Consider the following 14,588-nt stretch of genomic DNA (forward strand, 5'->3'; position numbering starts at 1 on the left):
GTGATCACTCCATCCCGGCGCGCAGCCGCGCCCGCTCGCGAAACAACATCGACAACTGCTCGTTGAGGGAACGTCCCTCGGCGCTGCCCGGCTCGGCACGCTGCAAACCGCTCATGGCGTCCGAGATCCGCCGCTCCAGGCCGGCCTCTTGCACTCGGGTGATCAGCGAGTTGACATAGCGCTGCGGAGGGCGGCCGGTCGCCGGATCAAGCCGCTCGGGCAGTGCGGCCACGGCCAACTCGTTGACTAGGCCCTGCGCCTCCTCGCGGGTCGCGCTGGACACGCGCGCTGCCCAGCCCTGGCTGCTCAGCGCGCGGGACGCGGGGAGCCCTCCAGCGGCCTGGACTCCCGCGAGCACGACCTGGTGGGCTGGTGCGCGCAAGGCGTCGGGTGGCAACTGGGAGAGCGCCTCGTCAGCGAGCGTCGAGGGGAACTGCAGGACCACCTGCAGCAGTTGCCGCTCGGCAGACACGAGGGGATCGCGCAGGTCGGGCGTCGGCAGGACGGGTGGCTGGGGAGGTCCCTCGGGGGCCCCACTGCCGGGTGCGCCCTCGTCCGGCGGTGGCCCACCCTGCCACTGTGCCTGCCCCTGCCCCTGCGCCTGTCTCTGCCCCTGGACCTGACCTGGCCCGGGGCGACTCCCGGGGCGTCCGTTGCGTCCCTGCGACGCCCGTCCGGCCCGGACCATCTCGGAGCCGACCCGCTCCACCGGCATTCCGAGCCAGCCGGCCACGGTGCGGACATACTCCGGGCGCAGGGCGGGGTCGCGGATGCCAGCCAGGATGGGCGCTGCGGCCCGCATCGCGGACACGCGCTCCTCTGCTCGGTCCAGGTCATAGGGCGCGATGGTCGAGCGCACGGCAAACTCAAAGAGCGGCACGGCCGCCTCGATCAGCTCGCGCACGGGCTCGTCGCCACCGGACAGCCGCAGGTCGTTGGGGTCCTGGCCGGCGGGGGCCACGGCGACAAACGACTGGCTGGCCCAGCGCTGGTCCTCGGCGAACGCCCGCATCGCGGCCTTCTGCCCAGCAGCATCACCATCGAAGGTGAAGACCACGCGGGCCGGGGACAGCCCCGACTCGTCGCGCAGGATGCGGCGCAGCATCTTGATGTGGTCGACGCCAAAGGCCGTGCCACAGGTCGCCACGGCCGTGTCGACTCCGGCCAGGTGACAGGCCATGACGTCGGTGTAACCCTCGACGACCACGGCACGTCGCTGGTCGGCCATCGACTTCTTGGCGAGGTCGAGGCCATACAGCACTGAGGTCTTGCGATAGATCGGCGTCTCGGACGTGTTGAGATATTTCGCCTGGATGCGGTCCTCGTCATAGATCCGCCGGGCACCGAAGCCGACGGTGTCCCCGGTGATGTCCCGGATCGGCCAGAGCACCCGCCCACGGAAGCGGTCATAGAGCCCGCGGCCCCCCCGACCGGACAATCCAGCGGTGACCAGCTCGTCGTCGGTGAACCCCTTGGTGCGCAGGTGTCGGGTCAGCGCCTCACCGGCCTGCGGGGCATAACCCACCTGGAACAGGGCCGCGTCGTCACTGTTGAAACCCTTGGCGGACAGGAAGTCCCGGCCCTTTTGGCCCTCGGGGCTCTCCGCGAAGGCCGTGGCATAAAACTCGGCTGCAGCACGGTTGGCCTCCACCAGTCGTGCCCGTCGCCCGAGCCCACCCTCGCCGTCGCGACGACCACGCCCACCGGTTGCCTCGTCATACCGCAGCTCCATGCCGAGCTTGCCGGCGAGCCGCTCGACCGACTCGGCGAAGGAGAGGTGGTCGATCTTCATCACGAAGGACAGGACGTCGCCGCCCTCACCACAGCCGAAGCAGTGCCAGGCCCCGACGGCAGGGCGCACGGTGAAACTGGGGGTCTTCTCGTCGTGGAACGGGCACAGCCCCTTCAGGGACCCCGTGCCGGCGGTGCGCAGGGTGACGTGCTCGCGCACGACGTCCTCGATCGAGGTGCGCTCCTTGACGGCTGCCACGTCCTCGGGCCTGATCAGTCCAGCCACCGACCCTCCTTCACGTTTGCGGTGAGTCTAGGCGGTCGCCCTGTCAGATCACGTGCTCAGTCCACAGTGCTGATCCCAGGGCGCTCGCCCCGGGACACTCACTGCACGAACGCGCGCACATCGGCGACGAAGCGCTCGGGATGCTCCAGGTGCGGGCTGTGGCCGCAGTCCGCATAGACGATCTCGGTCACCTCGCCCGCTGCCTCCAGCACGGCACGGAGCTGGCTGACCATCGGCTGGGTGGGTGCGACGTCCTCCCCCGGATAGTCGGGGATCGCGCCGAGCTTGCCGAGCTGTGCCAGGTCGAACAGCGAAGTGTCCGAGACGATCACGTCATCCTCACCACGGATCCACAGCACCGGCGGCGCCGGGTCGAGGTCGGCGAAAGCGCGCTGGTTGAGGTATTTCGGGGAGAGCCCGTTGTTGGTGCCGGTGGTGCCGGGCCCAGACCCCGGCCAGTTGTCCGAGGGGACACTGTCGCCCGGATAGATGTCGTCGCCCACGCTGGTGGCCAGCATCCCGTCGAGATAGCGCTGCTCAACCTCAGGGTCAAACGTGAAGCCCTGCTTGACATAGACGGCCCGCAACGTCGTCAACGGGCTCGTCGCCTCCTCCCCACGGTCGCCCGCGGCCAGGCGTGCGCAGAAGTCGGGATTGGCTGTGCCGCCACCTGTTCCGGCGAAATCGGCAGCGGTCGGCGTGCCGTCCTGGCCATGGGTGCCGCCGAAGCCGTAGGGCGAACCCCCCGCCTCCAGGATCAGCTTCCTGACCCGGCCCGGGTGGTCGATCGCCACCTGCAGGACGATGTTGCCGCCGGCGGACCAGCCGAGCAGATCGACCGGCTCGGTGATCTCCAGGGCGTCGAGCAGCGCCACCACGTCGTCGGAGAAGTCGGCCATGCCGCGGGTGGCGTCGATGGTCTTGCGCTCGGACCCGCCATAGCCGCGATAGTCCGGCGCGATCATCCGATAGGTGTCGGACAGCTCCTCGATCAGCGCGTCGAAGAACACCGAGGAGCTCACGTTGCCGTGCACCAGGACCAGCACGGGCGCCGACGGGTCACCGGCCTCGCGCACGAAGGTGTTGAGCCGGGCGGTCTGGACCAGGTGCGTGCGGGTGCCGGAGAGAGACATGATCCGATCATCGCAGAGGGCGTGGTGACATGATTGGGGCATGGCCGCCTCGTCGAAGAGCCCCGCGACCGAGCTCCGCGTGGGTGAGCGCACCGTGCGGATCTCCAACCCCGATCGCGTCTATTTCCCCGAGGGCGGGCACACCAAGCTCGACCTGGCCCACTACTACCTCTCTGTTGGCGACGGCATCGTCAACGCCCTGCGCGAGCGGCCCTGCATGCTGCACCGCTTCCCCGAGGGCATCGAGGGAGAGAAGGTCCACCAGAAGCGTCTCCCCCGCGGCGCTCCCGACTGGGTCGAGACCGCCCACGTGACCTTCCCCCGGTGGAACCGGACGGCCGACGAGCTGTGCGTCACCGAGCTGGCCAGCGTGATCTGGGCGGTGCAGATGTCGACCGTCGAGTTCCACCCCTGGAACAGTCGGCGCGACGACATCGAGCGGCCCGATGAGTGGCGCATCGACCTGGACCCGGGTGAGGAGAGCGACTTCGCGACGGTCCAGCGCGTGGCAGGGGTCGCCCGAGAGGTCCTCGACGAGCTGGGTGCGGTGGGTTGGCCCAAGACCACTGGCAGCACGGGCCTGCACATCTATGTGCGGATCCCTCCCGACCATGGCTTCCAGGACGTGCGCCGCGCGGCTCTGGCCTTTGCGCGCGAGGTGGAGCGGCGAGCCCCGCAGGACGCGACGACGGCCTGGTGGCGCAAGGACCGTGACCCTCGCGCGGTATTCGTGGACTTCAACCAGAACGCCCGGGACCACACGATCGCCGCCGCCTACTCCGTGCGCGGCCGCCCGGATGCGCGGGTCAGCGCGCCGCTGACCTGGGACGAGGTGCCCGACGTCGCCCCGGCAGACTTCACCATCACCACCATGCCGGATCGCTATGCCGAGCTGGGCGATCTGCACGCGGGCATCGACGACGCGGTCTATGACATCGCGCCCCTGCTCGAGTGGGCCGAGCGGGACGAGGCGGCAGGCGCCGAGCCGGTCCCGGACCCCGACGACTGACCAGCCGTATGCCGAGGCTCCGGCCTGTGCACCGACGCGCCGCAGGTCGGTGGTCCGGGGGCGCGGATGCTGCCGTGGTGCACCACCCCTTGTCGGCCCTCAGCATGCCAAGACCCCCGGTGGTCCACCGGGGGTCTTGGTCAGGCCGCAAGCTGCGTCAGTTGCAGTTCTCGGTGGTCCACTCCTCGATGTTCGCGGAGGCTTCCGTCACGGCCGTGGTGTCGATGCTGGCCGGGTCCGACGATGCGAGCTCGAGCTGCTCAACCATGGTGTCGAAGTCGCCCTTGATGTCGTCCGGAGCCTGGTCTGCCAGGTCCTGCAGCAGGTCCTTCGCAGCGTCGGGGTCGCTGACGTCGAATGCCGCGGAGTCCAGCTCCTCGCCGGCCTCACAGAACTCCTGAGCGTCATCTCCACCGCAGGCGGTCAGGGCCGGCACCAGCATGGCGGCGGCCACGACACCAGTCATCAGTCGCTTCATCTTTCCTCCCAGTCGAGCCGGCGCGGTGACGAATTGCCCCCTCGGGCACCGGCTTCCGCGGACTAGCCTAAAGGAAGTCTGGACATATCTTGAACACGCACTGGGGTTCTCACCCGGTGATCGAGGCGTGCAGGGTGAGGGCCCGGACGTCCGACAGCGACGCGACCTGGTCGACCACCGCACGCAACTGAGCCGCCTCGTCACCAGCGGAAAGAGCCTCCTGTCGAGCCAACCGGTGGAGCGGATCCATCGCCTCGGGCCGGTCCAGGAAGTGCCTGAGCAGCTCGCCGACGACGGTGCGCTGGTGGTCCATGAGGTCGCGGCGCTCGGTGCTGCGCATCACGAAGTGTGCCGCGGTGGCCTTGAGCACGGCAGTCTCCGCCCGCACGTTGTCCGGCACCACCAGGTCTGCGGCATAGCGGGTGAGGACACCGCCGCCGTGCTCTGCCCGCGTGCTCTGCTCGACCGTGCTGACGAAGCGGCCGATCAGTCTGCTGGTCATGTCCTTCAGTGCGGCCAGGTCGGCCCGGCTGCCGTCGTGCGACTCCGGCACCCAGCCTGAGGCGAGCAACCGCTCCAGGGCCGCAGCCAGCTCGTCGTCCGAGAGGTCCGCGGCATAGGACTCGCGGGCCACCTGCACCACCGCTGACTTCTCGACTGTCGAGCGCAGGGCCGCGGGGTCGATGCGCCCGGACGCGATGCCGTCCTCGACGTCGTGCACGCAATAGGCCACGTCGTCAGCCCAGTCCATGACCTGTGCCTCCAGGCAGCGCCGGCCCGGCTCGTCCGGAGCACCGTCGCGCAGCCACGCGAACACCTCGACGTCGTCGGGATAGACGCCGAACTTGTGGGTGGCATGCGGCGCCTCGCCCCGAGACCACGGATATTTGGTCGCCGCGTCGAGGCTCGCGCGGGTCAGGTTCAGCCCCGCGGAGCGGCCGTCAGCGTGCGAGCGCTTGGCCTCCAGCCGGGTGAGGACCCGCAGCGTCTGGGCATTGCCCTCAAAGCCCCCGATGTCAGCCGCCAACGTGTCCAGGGCGCTCTCCCCGTTGTGCCCGAAGGGCGGGTGACCGATGTCGTGGGCCAGACAGGCAGTGTCCACCACATCGGCCGAGCAGCCCAGTGCCGCACCGAATTCCCGGCCGATCTGGGCGACCTCCAGGGAGTGGGTCAGCCGGTTGCGCACGAAGTCGTCGGAGTCCGGCGAGACGACCTGGGTGGTCGCCGACAGGCGCCGCAGCCCCGCGGAGTGGATGACCCGGCCACGGTCCCGGGCAAAGTCGTCTCGGTCCAACCGCTTGAGCGCGGGGTCCTCGGAGACCCACCGCTCCCGATCGTGGGGGGTATAGCCGACCACGCCGGACCTAGGCGCCGGGGCGCACGACGCCCGACTCGTAGGCGTAGACCACGGCCTGTGCCCGGTCCCGCAGCCCCAGCTTGGCCAGCACCTTGCCCACGTGCGTCTTGACGGTCTGCTCGGCGACGAAGAGCCGCTGCCCGATCTCCACGTTGGACAGGCCGGCCGCGAGCAGCTCGAGCACCTCGCGCTCCCGCGGGGTCAGCGCGTCGAGGGCAGCGGTCGGGCGCACGTCCGAGCGACGCCGGGTGACCTCCTCGATGAGCCGGCGCGTGACCGACGGCGCGAGCAGCGCCTCCCCCGCAGCCACCAGGCGCACCGCGCGGATCAGCTCCTCGGCCGGTGCGTCCTTGAGCATGAAACCGCTGGCTCCCAGTCGCAGCGCCTCATAGACATAGTCGTCGATGTCAAAGGTGGTCAGCATCAGCACCCGCGGCGCCGGGTCCAACCGCCGCCGGAAGATCTCGGCCGCGGCGTCCAGCCCGTTCATCTCGGGCATGCGCACGTCCATCAGCACGACGTCGGGGCGCAGCCGCACGACCTCGCGGACGGCAGCGGCACCGTCGGGAGCGTCCCCGACGACCTGGATGTCGGGTTGGGCGGCCAGCAGCGCACCGAATCCCTGCCGCACCATGGCCTGGTCGTCGGCGATGAAGACATTCACCATGGCCTTACCCTACGGCCGCCGCCCTGGCTGGCAGGGTCGCACTCACCACCCACCCCCCGTCAGGACTCGGCCCAGCACTCAACTCGCCGCCGACTGCAGCGGCGCGTGCCGACATACCGGGTATGCCGTGTCCTCCACTCCCCGAGGTGTCTGCCGGGCGACTGTGGCCGGGTCCGCTGACCACCCGCACCCGCACCTGGTCGCCATAGTCGACCTCGACCTGCACGGGCCCTCCCGGTGCGTGGCGCGAGGCGTTGGCCAGGGACTCCTGCAGGACGCGATAGAGGACCATCGCCGTCGCCGAGCCCGGCTCGGTCTCCCCCGTGACCGACCACCGCAGGTCGACCCCCGCCGCGCTGGAGGAGCGCAGCAGTCGGAGCACGTCCTCGACGCCGGGTTGGGGCGCCTGGTCGGGGGCGTGGTCCTCGCTGCGCAGGACCCCCAGCATCGTGCGCACCTCGTTGAGGGCCTCGCGTGCCTGGCCGGCCACCGACTCGAACTCGGAGGCGATCTCTGGGGTGACCCCGCCGAGGCGATACTGCGCCGACTGGGCCTGGACGACGACCATGGACATCCGGTGCGCGACCACGTCGTGCAGGTCGCGGGCGATCCTGGTGCGCTCCTCGGCCAGCACCGCACGGGCCCGCTCCGTCTCGGCCCGCAGCGACTGCTCCTCGGCCCGGCGGGACTGCACCGCAGCCTCCCGGCGGGAGCGGAACAGGCCGCGCAGGAGGAGACCGAGGCCGAGGAAGGCCGGGGCTCCCCAGATGACCCAGCCCGCAGCCATGCCGCTGGGCAGGTGGGCCAGGAAGAGGAAGGCCGTGCCCAGGAAGGTGAGCCCGATGCGCGCCGGGGACTCCCGGACGCCAACGGCGATGAGCAGCGCCAGCAGCACGATGAACGCGGTGATCTGCCAGGGGAAGCCCTCGGCCGTGCTGGCCAGCTGGGCCCCGGGATCCACCGTCACCGGTCCGGTGGGTCTGTCCACGACGCCCGCATCGACCGACGGGCCGGCGCCCGGGGGAAGGGGGGTGAAAACGAGGGGGATGATCGCCGCCGGGACCACCCACGTCAGCCAACCGAAGAACGGACCGACCCGCAGCCAGACGAGCGGCAGCACTCCCAGGGCCGCCACCAGGGGCCAGAGGGCAGTCGGCACCTCATGGGTGAGCCCGACGGTCGGCCAGGCGATGGCCATCATGATGGCGGTCACCACCCAGACCAGGATGTTCCCGTGGCGGGTGACGAAGTCGAGGCCACGAGTCCCGACCCACCTGGCGGGGCGCACCACGGTCGCCTTCAGCGGGCGCACCACCAGCGCCTTGGCTGGTCGCACCGTGACCCAGCTCAGGGCACGTCCGGCCCCACGGGCAGTGCGCCCCAGTTTGCTCATGTCTCGACCGTATCCGCGCGGGGCCGGGCTCGTGTCATACCTGCGGGTGAGTTGGGGACCGGTCGAGCGGGTGAGGGCGTGCACGTGCCGCGCCAGAACGTCTGCCCGAGGTTGGCTCTGTCGGGGGACCCGCTGTGGCGCACCGGATTCCTAACGTCGAAGCATGCTCACCAGGACCACTCCGATCGCTGCCTTTCCCACCCGAGTTGGCTCGTTGGCACGAAGCCTCCCCGGCCCTCTCGTGCCACCTCGAGTCGGCTCGACCCTCGCGGTCGGCGCCGCGCTCGCCCTCTCCACACTCCCCTCGCTGCTCCCCCGCGCTCCCCTGATCCAGGGCTTGTTGACCGGGTCGCTCGTGCTGCTGACGCTGGCCGTGCCGTGGTCCGTCCGGCAGGCCGTCGCCCGCTGGCGCCCGGTGGGTGCGCCAGTGCACCGGTTGTCGACCGCTCCCACGCCCGAACGGTCGACAACCGGTGCACTCGTGAAGAAGCGTCGCTCCACGCTCGCGCGGTGGCTCGTGCTGGTCGGGACCGGCGCCGCTGTGGTCGGCACCGCCTGGCTCGCCCAGCTCGGCCTCGGTCAGCGAGCGGCAGACCTGGCGATGGTGGTCCCTGGGCCGGCCTACTGGCTCACCGCCGGGGCGTGGGCCCTCGCGGTGATCGGGCTCGGCCTCGTGCTGGCCGCAGGAGCCCGCAGGCTGGCCCGCATCACCTGGCGCCGCACCCCCAAGCCCCTGGCTGCTGTCCTGCTGGCGGGGGTCACGGTGACCAGCGCCGCAGCCGGACCGATCGACCTGCTCGAGCCCCTGCGCAAGGAACTCGGCCCGACGCACGTCATGCTCGTCGACTCCCCCGCGGGTGCGTCCCGCTCCTTCTCCCGGGTCGATGAGACGCAGACTCCGCGGGACGGCGCCGAGCTGGCTGTTGAGCGGATGGTGGCTGACGGCGGGCTCGACAAGGGCGCGATCCTCATCGCCCTGCCGACCGGCAGCGGGTGGGTCAACCGCGAGGCCGTCACGGCCTTCGAGACGCAACTCGATGGCGACGTCGCTGTCGTCTCCGCGCAGTATGGCGACCTGCCCAGCTGGTGGAGCTTCCTGATCGACCAGGAGCCGGCCGTGGAGTCAGCGGAGGCCCTTGTCGACGGCGTCCTCGCGCGCGTCGCAGAGCTGCCCGCCGATCAGCGACCCGACGTCTTTGTGCACGGTGAGTCTCTGGGAGCCGCCGCTGGCCAGGCCGCGATCAAGGGCGTCGACGAGCAGGCCGTGTGCGGCGTGATCTGGTCGGGCGCGCCGGGCGGCGAGGTGTCGGGTCACCCGCGCGAGCGGAGCCTGCGCAACATCGACGACCCGGTCACCTATCTGTCCCTCGACACCGTCGTGGCGCAACCGCAGGACTGGCCGACCGCCTGGCTGCCGGGCCTGAGCTATGGCACGACCGTGCTGGACCTGGGGGCCTCGCTGCTGCCCGACGCCGGGCACGGCCACATGTATGGCCCCGAGCAGGACTGGACCCTGCCCACCTGCTGAGGCCTGCCCACCTGCTGAGGCCGGTCAGTCGCCCCGACCGACCTCCGCACCCGTGTCGGCCGAGCGGCGCCCCGTGACGAAAGCCATGGCGCGCCGGGCACCGGAGGCAATGACCGGCATCAGCGGACGCGGCGGGACGTCGCGATAGCCGCCCTTGGCCAGGTCGGCACTGCGCTCAAAGAAGGAGTATGACGCCCGGTCACCTGTGCGCAGCCACGACCAGCCCACCGAGGCGACATAGAGCGGGAGAAACGGCAGACCGAGGCAGGCCATCCACTGCCGGCTGTGCGCCTCCTCGTGCTCTAGCAGGTCCGGGCGCCGGGCGCAGAGGTCATCGATGTCGTGACGGGTGATCACCACATCGCCGACGGTGAAGGCGCCGCCGGCCGGGAACTTCCACCGATAGTGCTCCGCGAGGTAGAGCTTGCGCGGCCCGCGCCGGATGTCAGCACCACCCGCAGTGGCGACCCCCATGCCGAGCAGGGTCGAGAGGTTGAGCCAGTTGAGCTGGTGGCGCACCTTCACCGACGTGGGCAGCGAGCCTGGCGGAGTCGGTGCCAGCGGTGCGATCAGCGGCGGCGTGGGACTCATGGCGCTCACGCTATCCGCCGACCACTGGCCGAGGCGAGCGGAGAACGGCCCCGGCGCCTCGGCATACGGAATCTGATGCGGCTGTCGGTGCCGCGTGGCATCGTGGAGGGCATGTGCCGGAACATTCGCCCGCTGAACAACTTCGAGCCGCCCGCCACGACCGACGAGGTGCGTGCTGCCGCGCTGCAGTATGTGCGCAAGATCGGTGGCGCGAGCAAGCCCTCGGCCGCCAACCAGGGTGCCTATGACCTGGCGATGGAGAAGGTCGCCGCCGCCAGCCAGGAGTTGCTGGACTCCCTCGTCACCTCCGCCCCGCCGAAGAACCGGGACGAGGAGGCCGCCAAGGCTAGGGCTCGCTCGGCCGCCCGGTTCGCCAGCTGACCGGCAGACCGTAGGCTCAGGTCTGTGTCCGATCTGCTGATTGACCCCGCCGAGCTTGCCGAGTTGCTCGCTGCCGACGACCCGGACGAGCGGCCGGTGCTGCTCGACATCCGCTGGTCCCTCGGGACGCCCCCGGAGGAGCATCACGCCGAGTTTCTCACCGGCCACCTCCCCGGGGCCGCCTTCATCCCGATGAAGGGTGGTCTGGCTGGCGAGCAGGCTCCCGACGGTCGCGGTGGTCGGCACCCGATGCCGAAACTGCTCGATGCCCAGGAGGCCTTCCGGGCCGCGGGCGTCACTGACCTGCGGCCGGTCGTCGTTTATGACGGTGCGACGTCCGTTGGCGCGGCGAGGGCCTGGTGGCTGCTCAACTACTACGGCAAGGACGAGGTGCGCGTCCTGGATGGTGGGTATGCCGCATGGCTGGCCGCCGGTCTGCCGACCGATACCGGGGAGCCTGAGATCGAGCGCGGTGACATTGTGCTCACCCCGGGCGGGCGACGACTGCTGGATGCGGACGGGATCGAGCACTATCTCGACCGTCACCAGGTGGTCGACTCACGGCCGGCGGAGAGGTTCCGCGGCGAGAGCGAGACGGTCGATCCGGTGGCAGGGCACATCCCCGGCGCCATCAGCATCCCTGCGTTGAAGAATGTCGACGACACGGGTCGCTTCCTGCCTGCTGACGACCTGGAGCTGCGGTTCACGGCCCGGGGCATCCAGCCGGACAAGCGGACCGCAATCTATTGCGGCTCCGGCATCCAGGCGTGCCACATGGCCCTGGCGATGGAGATCGCTGAGGTGGGTGTCTTTGACCCGGCGATCTATATCGGGTCATGGAGCGACTGGATCACCGACCCCGAGCGGCCGATCGCCACCGGCGCCTGAGTCGTTGCCACGGCGCCACCGGCGCCTGAGTCGTGGTCACGGGGCCACCGCCCCGCGGGCGAGGAACCCACTGAGCCGGCCCTGCGGCATACGGCTCCCTTCCGTCAGCGAAGCACCGCGTCCACCGCGAGATAGAGGGTCGCCGTCTCCGCAGCCAGGGTTGACTCCTCGCTGGGCAGCGCCCGCTCGACCGATAGTCCGTCCACCACGGTCATCAGGAAACGGACCCGCGCCGTGAGATCGCCTGTCTCAGGCCCCGTCGACACAGCTCCCTCTGCCGTGAGCACAGCCAGCCAGCTCTCCACGCGTCGCTGGGCCTGCTGCCAGAAGGCCTGGTAGGCCTCGGTGGACTCCGCGGTCGGCTCCGGCGCGATGAACGCCTCGTAGATCTGGGCCCAGGACTCGCGCGCCTGGGCACCCACGCCCGCGGGGGCGAGGACATTGCGCAGGCACTCGACGAGTCGGTCGCGCGCGGGGATCGACTGGTCGTTGATCCGGTCGTCGGGGGCGACGACCTCGTAGATCGTCCGCAGCACGGTGTCCTGCAACTCGCGCTGCGTGGGGAAGTGATAGCGGAGCGAGCCGGGGCTGACACCGGCCCGGGCGGCCACGGCCCGCACACTCAGCCTCGCGCTGGGATCCGCAGAGACCATCTCGGCCGCCGCGATGATGATCCGTTCTCGCGTGCCGATGCCCGCCTCCGGAGGTGTCATCTGCCCATCCTCACATGTTTTAACACACTGTGTTAGTTTTGGCTCGAAGGTACTAATACGGTGTGTTAAACGCGCGTTCGGCAAGAGAACTCTGGCCGCGCGCCAGGGAGGGTGGGGCATGTTCCAGCAGTGGCGGCGCAGACGCCTGGTCAAGCGCGTGAAGCCGGGCGACGGACGTCCCCTGAAGCGGTTTCGGTGGTGGCAACAGCTCAACCGCGGCCTGATGTACCTGCGGGCTGACGCCGCTGAGGGGCGAGTGGCGGAGTATGCCGTGGACGTGGGCTATCTGGGTGATGCGCAGACCGGCGAGGTCACCGCCCGGCTCTACGCTGACGGCCGCCTGCAAGCCTGGTCGAAGACGCCAGTCATCTTCCCCGTTCCCGGCGGCACCATCGAGGTGGCCACCAGCGTCTTTGGACTCAAGCGCTGCCACTTCGTCGACCAGGCTGGCACCGAGCACCAGTTGGTTCCGGACCCGAAGTCGGCCGAGGGGCGTCGCGCCAGGCTCGAGCGTCACCATCCCGTCGTGAGTCGCTGGGTCGGCGTGGTCGCGGTGGTCCTGCTCGTGCTGGGCCTGACACAGGTCCTGCTGCAGCTCGCCGAGCAGCTCACTGCCATCCCGCCCATCGCCGAGGGCATCGGCGCGTTCCACTCGCCGGTGCAGCTGCCGCTGTGGGTCACCATCGCCCTGGGCGTCGGCGCTGTGGTGGGCAGCATGGAGCGGGCGCTCCGGTTGCGTTATCACTGGCTCCTCGACGCCGCAGCGAGCTGATCCGGACTGGCCAGTGGTGGCCCGCGGTGGGTGTTTGTGCAGGTCAGGGCTCTGTCAGTGGTCGCGTCTAGGTTTGTTGTATGGCGCAGAAGACGGGACTCGACGACAGCGGTGTCACCGCTGCGCAGTCGGCTGCGCCCACAGACGGGGGTATGCCGAGGGGCAACTCCGCGACCTCGCTCCAGGTGGGTGGGGGTCGGGTGCGGTATGCGCCGGTGATTGGCTCTGGGCCGTTGCGGGAGAAGCCGGCCTCGGGTCCCTTGGTGCCGGTCCCGCAGATCGAGTCCCAGGCCGAGCAGGCGGCTGGTGGGTCGTCGGCGACGAGCAGCTCTGCTGATCGTGGTGTGCAGTTGACGTCCTCGGGTCATGAGGTCCCGGAGTTTGTGGCGGGCAGCGCGCACATGGTGCAGATGCTCGCGGCGGAGTTCCCGTTGGGGTCGTTGCCGGAGCAGGGTGTGGGTGAAGCGGTCGGCGCGGCGCAGGCGTTGGTGCAGGCCGCGCAGTCGTTGTTGGTGTCGGTCACGCATGAGGCGATCAGTCGGGGGTTGCCGGCCCAGTCGGGGCACTCGGTGCCGGACTGGATCACCACCTGGGCCCCGAGCATTGACCGCCCCGAGGCTCTGGCGACGGCACGGATGGCCAACGCTGTCGGGGATGCCCGGTTCGAGGCACTGACCGCGAAAGTTGGTGATGGCAGCGCGCGGGTGTCCCGGGCTGAGGTGATCGTCCGGTTGACCCGGGAGATGACTCCGATCGCGACGGCTGAGTCGTTGCAGGCCGTGACGGATCTGATGACTGGCCAGGTCGAGACGACCTCGTTGGCCGGGATGAAGCAGGTCGCTTCGGCAGTGCGTGAGCACCTGGTCGAGCCCGGTGATGACGAGGATGAGGACAACACGAAAGCAGCGCGGCGGTTGCTGCGCCGGGTGGGGACCGTGGCCGGGTTGGCGGAGTGGCAGCTGTTGCTGGACGAGGAGGGGCAGGCGATCCTGACCGCGGCCCTGGACCCCCTGTCGGCACCGCGCCCAGGCGGCGATGAGCACGGAGCCCACCAGCTCGACAACTGCACCGCAAGCACCCGCCGGGCGGATGCGTTGTTGGAGATCATCGGCCGCGGCGTCGCCGCGCCCGAAGGTCAGACTCAGACGGAGAAGGCGAAGATCCACGTCACGATCGATAAGGAGGCCCTCGCGGGGAAGGTGCCTGGTGGTGGCCACACCGCGACCGGTGAGCACCTGTCGGCGGGGACGATCCGGCGGTTGGCGTGTGACGCGCAGATCATCCCGATCATGCTCGGTGGCCCCTCAGAGCCGTTAGACGTGGGCAGGGTGCACCGGTTGTTCACCCCGTCCCAACGCGCAGCAGTGCTGTTGCGAGATCGGGGATGCAGCTTCCCGGGCTGTTCGATGCCCGCGGGATGGACCGATATTCATCACATCGTGCACTGGGTCTTCGGTGGCGCCACGGATCTGGATAACGCTGCCGCGTTGTGTCGGCGACACCACGTGATCGTCCACCGGTATGGGTACACCGCGACCGTCACCGACACCGAGGTCATCTGGCACCTCAACAACGGACTCGACAACCCGAGTGGACCCCTCACTGAGCCACTGGTCGACACCTGACGCCCACGCCCCACACCCCGCCACACCGGCGGGGCC

Annotated in this window: 14 protein-coding genes; 6 read left to right on the forward strand and 8 right to left on the reverse strand. The window is 70.0% G+C overall.

Translation table 11 applies throughout. The annotated features are described in order from the left end of the window. Positions 1-4 precede the first annotated feature (4 nt). Together dnaG and NF556_RS12470 are read right to left on the reverse strand one after the other, a co-directional pair. The gene (gene dnaG, locus NF556_RS12465; protein WP_252591249.1) at positions 5-2,017 is read right to left on the reverse strand and encodes a DNA primase; all 2,013 of its coding nucleotides are present in this window, start codon (positions 2,015-2,017) and stop codon (positions 5-7) included. A 98-nt stretch (positions 2,018-2,115) separates the two neighbouring features. Further along, complete coding sequence (locus tag NF556_RS12470; protein ID WP_252591250.1) at positions 2,116-3,150, reverse strand: alpha/beta fold hydrolase; 1,035 nt, start codon at positions 3,148-3,150, stop codon at positions 2,116-2,118. 40 nt (positions 3,151-3,190) lie between these two features. Between NF556_RS12470 and ligD the strand changes: the two genes are divergently transcribed. After that, positions 3,191-4,159, forward strand: a complete 969-nt coding sequence (gene ligD / locus NF556_RS12475; protein WP_252591251.1) for a non-homologous end-joining DNA ligase — start codon at positions 3,191-3,193, stop codon at positions 4,157-4,159. Positions 4,160-4,316: 157 nt separating this feature from the next. Here ligD and NF556_RS12480 read toward each other — a convergent pair whose 3' ends face one another. From NF556_RS12480 to NF556_RS12495, 4 genes are all read right to left on the reverse strand, one after another. Further along, a complete protein-coding gene (locus NF556_RS12480; protein WP_252591252.1) occupies positions 4,317-4,637 on the reverse strand; it encodes a hypothetical protein in 321 nt (106 codons plus the stop codon). A 109-nt stretch (positions 4,638-4,746) separates the two neighbouring features. Then, on the reverse strand, positions 4,747-5,994 hold the full coding sequence (locus NF556_RS12485; RefSeq protein WP_252591253.1) for a deoxyguanosinetriphosphate triphosphohydrolase: 1,248 nt from the start codon (positions 5,992-5,994) through the stop codon (positions 4,747-4,749). A gap of 7 nt (positions 5,995-6,001) precedes the next feature. Then, positions 6,002-6,661 carry a response regulator gene (locus NF556_RS12490; protein WP_252591254.1) on the reverse strand — a complete coding sequence of 220 codons (660 nt, stop codon included), beginning with the start codon at positions 6,659-6,661 and terminating at the stop codon, positions 6,002-6,004. A 4-nt stretch (positions 6,662-6,665) separates the two neighbouring features. Beyond that, on the reverse strand, positions 6,666-8,054 hold the full coding sequence (locus NF556_RS12495) for a sensor histidine kinase (RefSeq protein WP_252591255.1): 1,389 nt from the start codon (positions 8,052-8,054) through the stop codon (positions 6,666-6,668). Between the two features lie 163 nt (positions 8,055-8,217). On the opposite strand from NF556_RS12495, the gene NF556_RS12500 reads away from it, so the two are divergent. Further along, entirely contained in the window at positions 8,218-9,582 is a 1,365-nt protein-coding gene (locus tag NF556_RS12500; RefSeq protein ID WP_252591256.1) for an alpha/beta-hydrolase family protein, read from the forward strand. Positions 9,583-9,606: 24 nt separating this feature from the next. On the opposite strand, the gene NF556_RS12505 is transcribed toward NF556_RS12500, so the two are convergent. Further along, a complete protein-coding gene (locus NF556_RS12505; protein WP_252591257.1) occupies positions 9,607-10,173 on the reverse strand; it encodes a hypothetical protein in 567 nt (188 codons plus the stop codon). Between the two features lie 111 nt (positions 10,174-10,284). On the opposite strand from NF556_RS12505, the gene NF556_RS12510 reads away from it, so the two are divergent. Both NF556_RS12510 and NF556_RS12515 read left to right on the forward strand, forming a co-directional pair. Beyond that, positions 10,285-10,554: a DUF2277 domain-containing protein gene (locus NF556_RS12510; RefSeq protein WP_252591258.1), complete on the forward strand. Its 270-nt coding sequence runs from the start codon at positions 10,285-10,287 to the stop codon at positions 10,552-10,554. Between the two features lie 24 nt (positions 10,555-10,578). Next, positions 10,579-11,442 carry a sulfurtransferase gene (locus NF556_RS12515; protein ID WP_252591259.1) on the forward strand — a complete coding sequence of 288 codons (864 nt, stop codon included), beginning with the start codon at positions 10,579-10,581 and terminating at the stop codon, positions 11,440-11,442. Between the two features lie 104 nt (positions 11,443-11,546). Here the strand turns inward: NF556_RS12515 and NF556_RS12520 are convergent, their stop codons facing one another. Then, complete coding sequence (locus NF556_RS12520; RefSeq protein ID WP_252591260.1) at positions 11,547-12,155, reverse strand: TetR/AcrR family transcriptional regulator; 609 nt, start codon at positions 12,153-12,155, stop codon at positions 11,547-11,549. A 118-nt stretch (positions 12,156-12,273) separates the two neighbouring features. On the opposite strand from NF556_RS12520, the gene NF556_RS12525 reads away from it, so the two are divergent. Together NF556_RS12525 and NF556_RS12530 are read left to right on the forward strand one after the other, a co-directional pair. Further along, positions 12,274-12,927, forward strand: a complete 654-nt coding sequence (locus tag NF556_RS12525; RefSeq protein ID WP_252591261.1) for a hypothetical protein — start codon at positions 12,274-12,276, stop codon at positions 12,925-12,927. An 80-nt stretch (positions 12,928-13,007) separates the two neighbouring features. Next, the gene (locus tag NF556_RS12530) at positions 13,008-14,552 is read left to right on the forward strand and encodes an HNH endonuclease signature motif containing protein (protein ID WP_252591262.1); all 1,545 of its coding nucleotides are present in this window, start codon (positions 13,008-13,010) and stop codon (positions 14,550-14,552) included. The last annotated feature ends 36 nt before the right edge of the window (positions 14,553-14,588 follow it).

The sequence above is a fragment of the Ornithinimicrobium faecis genome (genome assembly GCF_023923225.1).
In the GTDB taxonomy this organism is placed as follows: Bacteria; Actinomycetota; Actinomycetes; order Actinomycetales; family Dermatophilaceae; genus Ornithinicoccus; species Ornithinicoccus faecis.